The sequence below is a fragment of the Mycobacterium attenuatum genome, assembly GCF_900566085.1.
Classification (GTDB): Bacteria; Actinomycetota; Actinomycetes; order Mycobacteriales; family Mycobacteriaceae; genus Mycobacterium; species Mycobacterium attenuatum.
Map to the genome: position 1 here is coordinate 20240 of NZ_UPHT01000055.1, position 8170 is coordinate 28409.

General features: G+C 66.7%; 9 protein-coding genes. 6 read left to right on the forward strand and 3 right to left on the reverse strand.

The features are described 5' to 3' along the window. Window positions 1–3: 3 nt before the first annotated feature. On the forward strand, window positions 4–870 hold the full coding sequence (locus EET13_RS09440) for a cytochrome c biogenesis CcdA family protein (RefSeq protein WP_122442038.1): 867 nt from the start codon (window positions 4–6) through the stop codon (window positions 868–870). On the opposite strand, the gene EET13_RS09445 is transcribed toward EET13_RS09440, so the two are convergent. The 3 genes from EET13_RS09445 to EET13_RS09455 all read right to left on the reverse strand — a co-directional run bounded on the left by EET13_RS09445 (window position 863) and on the right by EET13_RS09455 (window position 1908). Next, a complete protein-coding gene (locus EET13_RS09445; protein ID WP_211186395.1) occupies window positions 863–1117 on the reverse strand; it encodes a DUF2631 domain-containing protein in 255 nt (84 codons plus the stop codon). The genes EET13_RS09440 and EET13_RS09445 overlap by 8 nt on opposite strands. A 127-nt stretch (window positions 1118–1244) precedes the next feature. Continuing rightward, the gene (locus EET13_RS09450) at window positions 1245–1676 is read right to left on the reverse strand and encodes a type II toxin-antitoxin system VapC family toxin (RefSeq protein ID WP_122442039.1); all 432 of its coding nucleotides are present in this window, start codon (window positions 1674–1676) and stop codon (window positions 1245–1247) included. Then, window positions 1663–1908, reverse strand: a complete 246-nt coding sequence (locus EET13_RS09455; protein ID WP_122442040.1) for a ribbon-helix-helix protein, CopG family — start codon at window positions 1906–1908, stop codon at window positions 1663–1665. The genes EET13_RS09450 and EET13_RS09455 overlap by 14 nt, the downstream gene beginning before the upstream one ends. Window positions 1909–2007: 99 nt before the next feature. Between EET13_RS09455 and dxr the strand changes: the two genes are divergently transcribed. The 5 genes from dxr to EET13_RS09480 all read left to right on the forward strand — a co-directional run. Next, a complete protein-coding gene (gene dxr, locus EET13_RS09460) occupies window positions 2008–3213 on the forward strand; it encodes a 1-deoxy-D-xylulose-5-phosphate reductoisomerase (RefSeq protein WP_122442049.1) in 1206 nt (401 codons plus the stop codon). Between the two features lie 19 nt (window positions 3214–3232). Next, window positions 3233–4447 carry a M50 family metallopeptidase gene (locus EET13_RS09465; RefSeq protein ID WP_122442041.1) on the forward strand — a complete coding sequence of 405 codons (1215 nt, stop codon included), beginning with the start codon at window positions 3233–3235 and terminating at the stop codon, window positions 4445–4447. A gap of 22 nt (window positions 4448–4469) precedes the next feature. After that, the gene (ispG, locus tag EET13_RS09470; RefSeq protein ID WP_122442042.1) at window positions 4470–5645 is read left to right on the forward strand and encodes a flavodoxin-dependent (E)-4-hydroxy-3-methylbut-2-enyl-diphosphate synthase; all 1176 of its coding nucleotides are present in this window, start codon (window positions 4470–4472) and stop codon (window positions 5643–5645) included. Window positions 5646–5697: 52 nt separating this feature from the next. Beyond that, window positions 5698–6555, forward strand: coding sequence for a GNAT family N-acetyltransferase (locus EET13_RS09475; protein WP_122442043.1), 858 nt, complete (start codon window positions 5698–5700; stop codon window positions 6553–6555). Between the two features lie 145 nt (window positions 6556–6700). Next, a partial coding sequence (locus tag EET13_RS09480) for an NTF2-like N-terminal transpeptidase domain-containing protein (protein ID WP_122442050.1) occupies window positions 6701–8170 on the forward strand: 1470 nt, incomplete at its 3' end.

Genomic DNA, 8170 nt, shown 5'->3' on the forward strand with positions numbered 1-8170 from the left:
TTCGTGGACCAGGGTCTCGTCGGTCTGGCATTCGCAGCCGGGTTGGTGGCCGCGCTGAATCCATGTGGGTTTGCGATGTTGCCGGGCTACCTGCTCTTGGTGGTGCGCGGGCTAGATCCCGCAGAACGTGGGGGACCGGTAGCGCTCGGCCGGGCGCTGGCAGCCACCGCGGGGATGGCGCTGGGCTTCACAACGGTGTTCGGGTTATTTGGAGCGCTGACCATCTCGGCGGCCACGACGGTCCATCGATACCTGCCCTACGCGACGGTGCTGATCGGCATTGTGCTTGTGGTCCTGGGCGTTTTGCTGCTGGCGGGTCGGACGCTGACGGCGTTGACGCCGCGGCGGTTCGGCCCGTTATGGGCGCCGACGGCGCGGCTGGGATCCACCTACGGCTACGGCATCAGCTATGCGACGGCCTCGCTGTCGTGCACTGTCGGCCCGTTTCTGGCTGTCACCGGCGCTGGGTTGCGCAGTGGTTCGATCGTGGGCAGCGTCGCAATCTACCTGGCTTACGTTGCGGGTCTCACCCTGGTCGTGGGAGTGCTTGCCGTTGGCGTCGCGGCCGCGAGTTCGGCTTTGGCCGAGCGCATCCGGCGGATCCTGCCGTTGGTCAACCGGATCAGCGGCGCGCTACTGGTACTGACCGGTCTGTACGTGAGTTACTACGGCCTCTACGAGCTGCGCCTGTTTGCGGGTACAGGGGCGAACCCCCGCGACGAGGTGATCACCGCCGCCGGCCGCGTCCAGGGCGTCCTCGCCGGTTGGGTACACGAACATGGGGCCTGGCCGTGGGTCGCGGCATTGGCCATCTTGACGCTCGGCGGGCTCGCCGGGGCTTGGTATCGCCGGGTGCGGCGTTCTACCTGAGCCAGCCGCGCCGGCGGCCCCACAGGTCGCGCACCAGCACGACGAGCACGAGTGCGGCAAACCCGATGAGGAACCAGTCCTCGATGTGGCCGACGTGGTTGCCGCGCAGCATCGCCAGCAGAAATACGAATATGCCCAGCCCGACGATGTGCCAGGTGCGGTGGTTAATCCTGCTCCAGCCCCACTTCGCGGACGGCACCTCGACCGGGTCAACGCCGGTGTACTGCTCCACCTCGGTACTTGCCACGGCGACTCCTCCGGTTCGGGTATGGCTTTCTGGCATCGGATCGGCGGTTTCCGACATTTTGACACACGTCGGATCCGCCTGGAGTCACCTGCCGAGCGACCAACCGCGGCCGCCTGCACACGGTCGCTCAGATATCCAGCGGATGACGCCAGCGCAGCCGGCCAAAGCGAGAGAAACCGCGGTCGGCGCTCACCCAGGTCGCGTTGTTCTCCACGGCGTAGGCGGCCAGGTAGGCGTCGGCGATGTCGTTGCCGCTCGCATCGATATCGGCGGCGAGCTGCCGAAACAGCGTCCAGTGCCGCTCACCGGGCCCAAGCCGCATCGCGGCGGGCGCCGCCAGCAACGCATCGACCGCCTGCCATGCGTCGGGCCGGCTGGTCGGTTCGACGAAGATCCGGCGGTTGGTCACTACCCGGACGAAGCGGGCGAGCACGCTGTCCGGCAGACCGAGCGGCTCGTCGTCGTTGGCTAGCCGCTCGAGCACTTCCCGGTAGTTCGGGTGTTCACGCAGGTCGGCTCGATGGGCATGGACGAGAACGTTGACGTCAACGCAGTGCATCGACCGTCACGCTTTCGTCCATTGCCTCCGCGATCGCGGCGTTGGAGGACAGATCCATGCCAGGCCTGAGCCCGCCGCTGCCAGTCGGCTGGACCCGATAACGCCCGGCCGCTGACTGCCCGGGCGGATTGAGACCGCGTCGCACCGCATCCTCGAGGACCGCGGCCACGGTACGCCCGGATCGAGCTGCCCGTGCCTTCACCTCGCGGTAGAGCTCGTCGTCGATCCGGATCGTCGTGCGCGCCGTGGCATCTTAGCATCGGTGCTAGACATCAAGATGACTGCATGAGGGCACGGCGACGACCGGATGGTTTGGCGGCACAATGGTGAGGTGACAATCCCGACCGACGGGCACGCCGGGCGCCTACGGGTGCTGGTGCTGGGCAGCACCGGTTCGATCGGCACCCAGGCGCTGGAGGTCATCGCCGCCAATCCGGATCGCTTCGAGGTGGTGGGGTTGGCTGCCGGGGGCAAAAATCTCGACACGCTGTTGCGTCAGCGCGCCCAGACCGGAGTCACCAATATCGCGGTCACCGACGATCACGCAGCGCAACGTGCCGGCGACATCCCTTACTACGGCCCCGATGCCGTCACCCGGCTGATCAACGAGACCGAAGCCGACGTCGTGCTCAACGCATTGGTCGGGGCATTGGGTCTGCGACCGACGCTGGCCGCACTGGAATCCGGTGCCCGGCTGGCCCTGGCCAACAAGGAATCGCTGGTGGCCGGTGGCCCCCTGGTGCTGCGGGCAGCACGACCCGGTCAAATCGTTCCGGTGGACTCCGAGCATTCCGCGCTGGCCCAGTGTCTGCGCGGCGGCACTCCGGACGAAGTGACCAAACTGGTGCTCACCGCCTCGGGCGGGCCGTTTCGCGGCTGGTCGGCCGCCGACCTCGAACACGTCACCCCCGAGCAGGCCGGGGCACATCCCACCTGGTCCATGGGCCCGATGAACACGCTCAATTCGGCCTCGCTGGTCAACAAGGGCCTAGAGCTGATCGAAACGCACCTGTTGTTTGGCATTCCCTACGACCGCATCGACGTCGTGGTCCACCCGCAGTCGATCATTCATTCAATGGTCACCTTCGTCGACGGCTCGACCATCGCCCAGGCCAGCCCGCCGGACATGAAGCTGCCCATTTCGCTGGCGTTGGGCTGGCCGCGCCGCGTGCCCGGGGCGGCCGCCTGTTGCGACTTTGGCCAGTCGCAGGCATGGGAATTCGAGCCACTGGACAGCGACGTTTTCCCGGCGGTCGAACTGGCCCGGCACGCCGGTGAAACCGGTGGCTGCATGACCGCTGTTTACAACGCCGCCAACGAAGAAGCGGCCGAAGCGTTCCTTTCCGGCCGCATCGGCTTTCCCGCCATCGTCGGGACCATCGCCGACGTGCTCCACGATGCCGACCAATGGGCGCTTCCACCCGCTACCGTGGATGACGTACTCGACGCGCAGCGCTGGGCGCGGGAACGCGCGCAGCGCGCGGTCGCCAAAGCCAACCCGGCCGGTGCCTACGAGAAGGTCTCCGGAAAGGCGTGAGAAAGGTCCATACAGCCTGATGATGTTCGTTATCGGCATTGTGCTGTTCGCACTCGCGATCCTGATTTCGGTGGCGTTGCATGAATGCGGCCATATGTGGGCAGCGCGCGCGACCGGGATGAAGGTGCGTCGTTATTTCGTCGGTTTCGGTCCCACCCTGTGGTCGACGCGCCGCGGTGAAACCGAGTACGGCGTCAAGGCGATTCCGGCGGGTGGTTTCTGCGATATCGCCGGCATGACCCCGGTCGAGGAGCTCGCTCCCGACGAACGTGACCGCGCCATGTACAAGCAGGCAACCTGGAAGCGGGTCGCGGTGCTGTTCGCCGGCCCGGGGATGAACTTCGTGATCTGCCTGGTGTTGATCTATGCCATCGCCGTGATGTGGGGGCTGCCCAACCTGCATCCGCCGACCAGGGCCGTGATCGGCGAAACTGGTTGCGTTGCAGCGGAAACCGCGCAGGGCAAGCTCGAACAGTGCACCGGGCCCGGTCCTGCCGGGCTCGCGGGGCTGCGCGCCGGCGACATCGTGGTCAAGGTCGGCGACACGCCCGTGTCCACGTTCGACGAAATGGCCGCTGCGGTACGCAAGATGCATGGCACCGTGCCGGTCGTCGTCGAGCGCAACGGCGCCACCATCACCGCCAACGTCACCATCGAACCCACCCGGCGCTGGTTGCCCACCGGGCAGAGCGGTCAGGTCCAGCCCGCAACGGTCGGCGCCATCGGGGTCGGAGCCCTGCGTCCCGGCCCCACCCAGTACGGCGTGTTGTCCGCGATTCCGGCGACTTTCGCCTTCGCTGGCGACCTGACCATCGAAGTGGGCAAGGCGCTGGCCGCCATCCCGACAAAGGTCGGCGCGCTGGTTCATGCCATCGGTGGCGGACAGCGTGACCCGGAGACGCCGATGAGCGTGGTAGGCGCCAGCATCATCGGCGGCGACACCGTGGACCACGGGCTGTGGGTGGCATTCTGGTTCTTCCTGGCCCAGTTGAACCTCATCTTGGGCGCGATCAACCTGCTGCCGTTGCTGCCGTTCGACGGCGGTCATATCGCCGTCGCGGTATTCGAGAAGATCCGCAATATGATTCGCGCGGCTCGCGGCAAGGTGGCCGCGGCGCCGGTGAACTATCTCAAGCTCATGCCGGCTACCTATGTGGTCCTGTTCTTCGTCGTCGGATACATGCTGCTGACCGTCACCGCCGACTTGGTCAACCCGATCCGGCTTTTCCAATAACTCCCAGAGAGAAGGACCGACAGTGACCGTTGGCCTGGGCATGCCGCAAAGTCCGAAGCCGCCGGCGCCCACGCTGTCCCCCCGGCGCTCCACCCGTCAGTTGATGGTCGGCGACGTCGGGGTCGGCAGCGACCACCCGATTTCGGTGCAGTCGATGTGCACCACCAAAACCCACGACGTCAATGCGACGTTGCAGCAGATCGCGGAATTGACTGCGGCCGGCTGCGACATCGTGCGGGTGGCGTGCCCGCGGCAGGAGGATGCCGACGCACTGGCCGAGATCGCCCGCCACAGCCAGATCCCGGTTATCGCCGACATCCATTTCCAGCCGAAGTACATCTTCGCCGCCATCGAGGCGGGCTGCGCGGCGGTGCGGGTAAACCCGGGAAACATCAAGGAATTCGACGGCCGGGTCGGTGAGGTCGCCAAGGCCGCCGGTGACGCCGGAATCCCGATCCGGATCGGCGTCAACGCCGGCTCGCTGGACAAGCGGTTCCTGCAGAAGTACGGCAAGGCCACGCCGGAGGCGCTGGTCGAGTCGGCGCTGTGGGAGGCCTCGCTGTTCGAGGAGCACGGCTTCGGCGACATCAAGATCAGCGTCAAGCACAACGATCCGGTGGTGATGGTCCGCGCGTACGAGCTGCTGGCCGCGCAGTGCGACTACCCGCTGCACCTCGGGGTCACCGAAGCGGGCCCTGCCTTCCAGGGCACCATCAAATCCGCGGTCGCCTTCGGGGCGCTGTTGTCCAAGGGCATCGGCGACACCATCCGGGTGTCGTTGTCGGCGCCGCCGGTCGAGGAAGTCAAGGTGGGCAATCAGATCCTCGAATCGTTGAACCTGCGGCCGCGCACGCTGGAGATCGTGTCCTGTCCGTCGTGCGGTCGTGCCCAGGTCGACGTCTACACCCTGGCCAACGAGGTGACCGCGGGTCTCGACGGGCTCGACGTGCCGTTGCGGGTGGCCGTGATGGGTTGTGTGGTCAACGGTCCCGGGGAGGCGCGCGAGGCCGACTTGGGTGTGGCTTCCGGAAATGGCAAGGGGCAGATCTTCGTTCGGGGCGAAGTGATCAAGACCGTGCCCGAAGCGCAGATCGTCGAGACCTTGATCGAAGAGGCCATGCGACTTGCCGCCGAAATGGCACCTGACGCCGATCCGGACGCGACATCGAGCGGTTCGCCGATTGTGACCGTAAGCTGATAGACGCCAGACCTCGTACTGGCTTCGGTTGGCACCACAGAGAGTTTTTCAGATGTCGGCTCCGCCCATCATGCGCCTGGTCGGTGAGCGTCGGGTGGCTGTGGTGCGCGATGTTGCGGCGGTGTGGCGGGTGCTCGACGAGAACCCGATCGAATCCTGCATGGTCGCTGCGCGGGTCGCCGACTACGGCATCGAGCCGAATTCGATTGGCGGAGAGCTGTGGACGCGACGCGGTGGCGTGGACGAGTCGTTGTGCTTCGCCGGGGCCAATCTCATTCCGCTGCGCGGCGGGCTGATCGATCTCAACGCGTTCGCCGACGAGGCCAAGAGCACGGCACGGCGGTGTTCGTCGCTCGTTGGCCGGGCCGACCTCGTGCTGCCGATGTGGCAGCGTCTCGAGTCCACCTGGGGTCCCGCGCGCGACGTTCGCGACCATCAACCGCTGATGGCGATCAACGTCCACCCCAGCTGTGCGATCGATCCCGAGGTGCGGCAGGTACAGCCGGAGGAACTCGATGCCTACCTGGTGGCGGCCGTGGACATGTTCATCGGTGAAGTCGGCATCGACCCGCGCATGGGCGATGGCGGCCGGGGCTACCGGCGCCGGGTGGCCAGCCTCATCGCGGCCGGACGCGCCTGGGCACGTTTCGAGCATGGCGAGGTGGTCTTCAAAGCCGAGGTGGGGTCGCAGTCGCCGTCCGTCGGGCAGATCCAGGGGGTGTGGGTTCATCCGGAACGGCGCGGCCTGGGTCTGGGGACCGCCGGTACTGCGACGGTTGCCGCGGTGATCGTCGGCAGCGGGCGCATCGCGAGCCTGTACGTCAACAGCTTCAACACCGTCGCCCGTGCCGCCTACACGCGAGTCGGGTTCCGGGAAGTGGGTACCTTCGCCACGGTGCTGCTGGACTGAGCTCGTGGCGCAGGCGTAACGCAACGGCGGAAACCCGGCCCCAACCTCGCGCTGGCGTTGCGGACGGCAGCGGCTGGCTCAATAACGGTTGGGTCTCGGTGTGTCGACGCCGCCGCTGCTGCCGGTTTTCTTAACATCAGTCACGATGGTAACTCGAATAACATTAGCCTCAGTTTTCGCAAGCGTTCTGGTTGCGGTCGCGGTTCTGCCGGGGTGCACCCCTCGGCCCGAAGGCCCAGGACCGGCCGCGGAGAAGTTCTTCGCCGCGTTGGCCATCGGCGACACCGCCACCGCCGCCCAACTCACCGACAATCCCAACGAAGCTCGCGAAGCGCTCAACGCCGCCTGGGCCGGCCTGCAAGCCACCCACCTGGACGCGCAGCTTCTCAGCTCCAAGTACGCCGAGGACATGGGCACGGTCGCGTACCGCTTCACCTGGCATCTGCCCAAGAACCGGAGGTGGAGCTACGACGGACAGCTGAAGATGGCCCGGGACGAGGGCAAGTGGGAGGTCCGCTGGGCGACTACCGGATTGCATCCGAAACTCGGCGAGCACCAGACCTTCTCGCTACGCTCCGATCCGCCCCGGCGGGCCTCGGTGAACGAACTCGGCGGTACCGATGTGCTGGCGCCGGGCTTCTTGTATCACTACTCGCTGGACGCGACGACGGCCGGTGCCGATCTCATCGGCACCGCCCACGCGGTCGTGGGCGCGCTACACCCGTTCAATGACACGCTCAACGATCCGCAGCTGCTCGCCGAGCAGGCCAGCTCGTCGACCCATCCGCTGGACCTCGGGGTCACGCTGCGCGCCGACGACAGCAACCGGGTCTTCGCGGCGATCGGCCAGCTGCCCGGGGTCGTGGTCACACCGCAGGCCGACCTGCTGCCCACCGATGACCACTTCGCACCGATCGTCATGACCGAAGTGAAAAAGGCCGTGATCGACCAGCTCGACGGGCAAGCGGGCTGGCGGGTGGTCAGCGTCAACCAGAACGGCGTCGACGTCGCGGTGCTGCACGAAGTCGAGCCGTCACCGGCGCCGTCGATCACGATCACGTTGGACCGGACCGTGCAGAACGCCGCCCAGCGCGCGGTGGACGCCCGCGGCGGCAAGGCGATGATCGTGGTGATCAAGCCGTCGACCGGCGAGATCCTGGCGATCGCGCAGAATGTGGGCGCCAACGCTGACGGACCGATCGCCACCACCGGCCTGTACCCGCCGGGGTCGACGTTCAAGATGGTCACCGCCGGCGCGGCCGTCGAGCGCGATATGGCCACCCCGAACACCATGCTGGGCTGCCCCGGCCACCTCGATATCGGACACCGCACCATCCCCAACTACGGCGGTTTTGATCTGGGTGTGGTGCCGTTGTCGCGGGCCTTCGCCAGTTCGTGCAACACCACCTTTGCCGAATTGAGCAGCAAGTTGCCGCCGCGTGGTCTGACCCAGGCGGCCAGTCGCTACGGGATCGGCCTGGACTATCGGGTGGAAGGCATCACCACCGTGACCGGTTCGGTGCCGCCGACGGTTGACCTGGCCGAGCGCACCGAGGACGGGTTCGGTCAGGGGCGCGTCCTGGCCAGCCCTTTTGGCATGGCTTTGGTGGCGGCC

What these genes read in the sequence shown, in the direction of transcription:
- EET13_RS09450 (WP_122442039.1), bottom strand. Translation starts at nt 1,676, where the DNA reads ATGCACTGCGTTGACGTCAACGTTCTCGTCCATGCCCATCGAGCCGAC.
- EET13_RS09465 (WP_122442041.1), top strand. Translation starts at nt 3,233, where the DNA reads ATGATGTTCGTTATCGGCATTGTGCTGTTCGCACTCGCGATCCTGATT.
- EET13_RS09475 (WP_122442043.1), top strand. Translation starts at nt 5,698, where the DNA reads ATGTCGGCTCCGCCCATCATGCGCCTGGTCGGTGAGCGTCGGGTGGCT.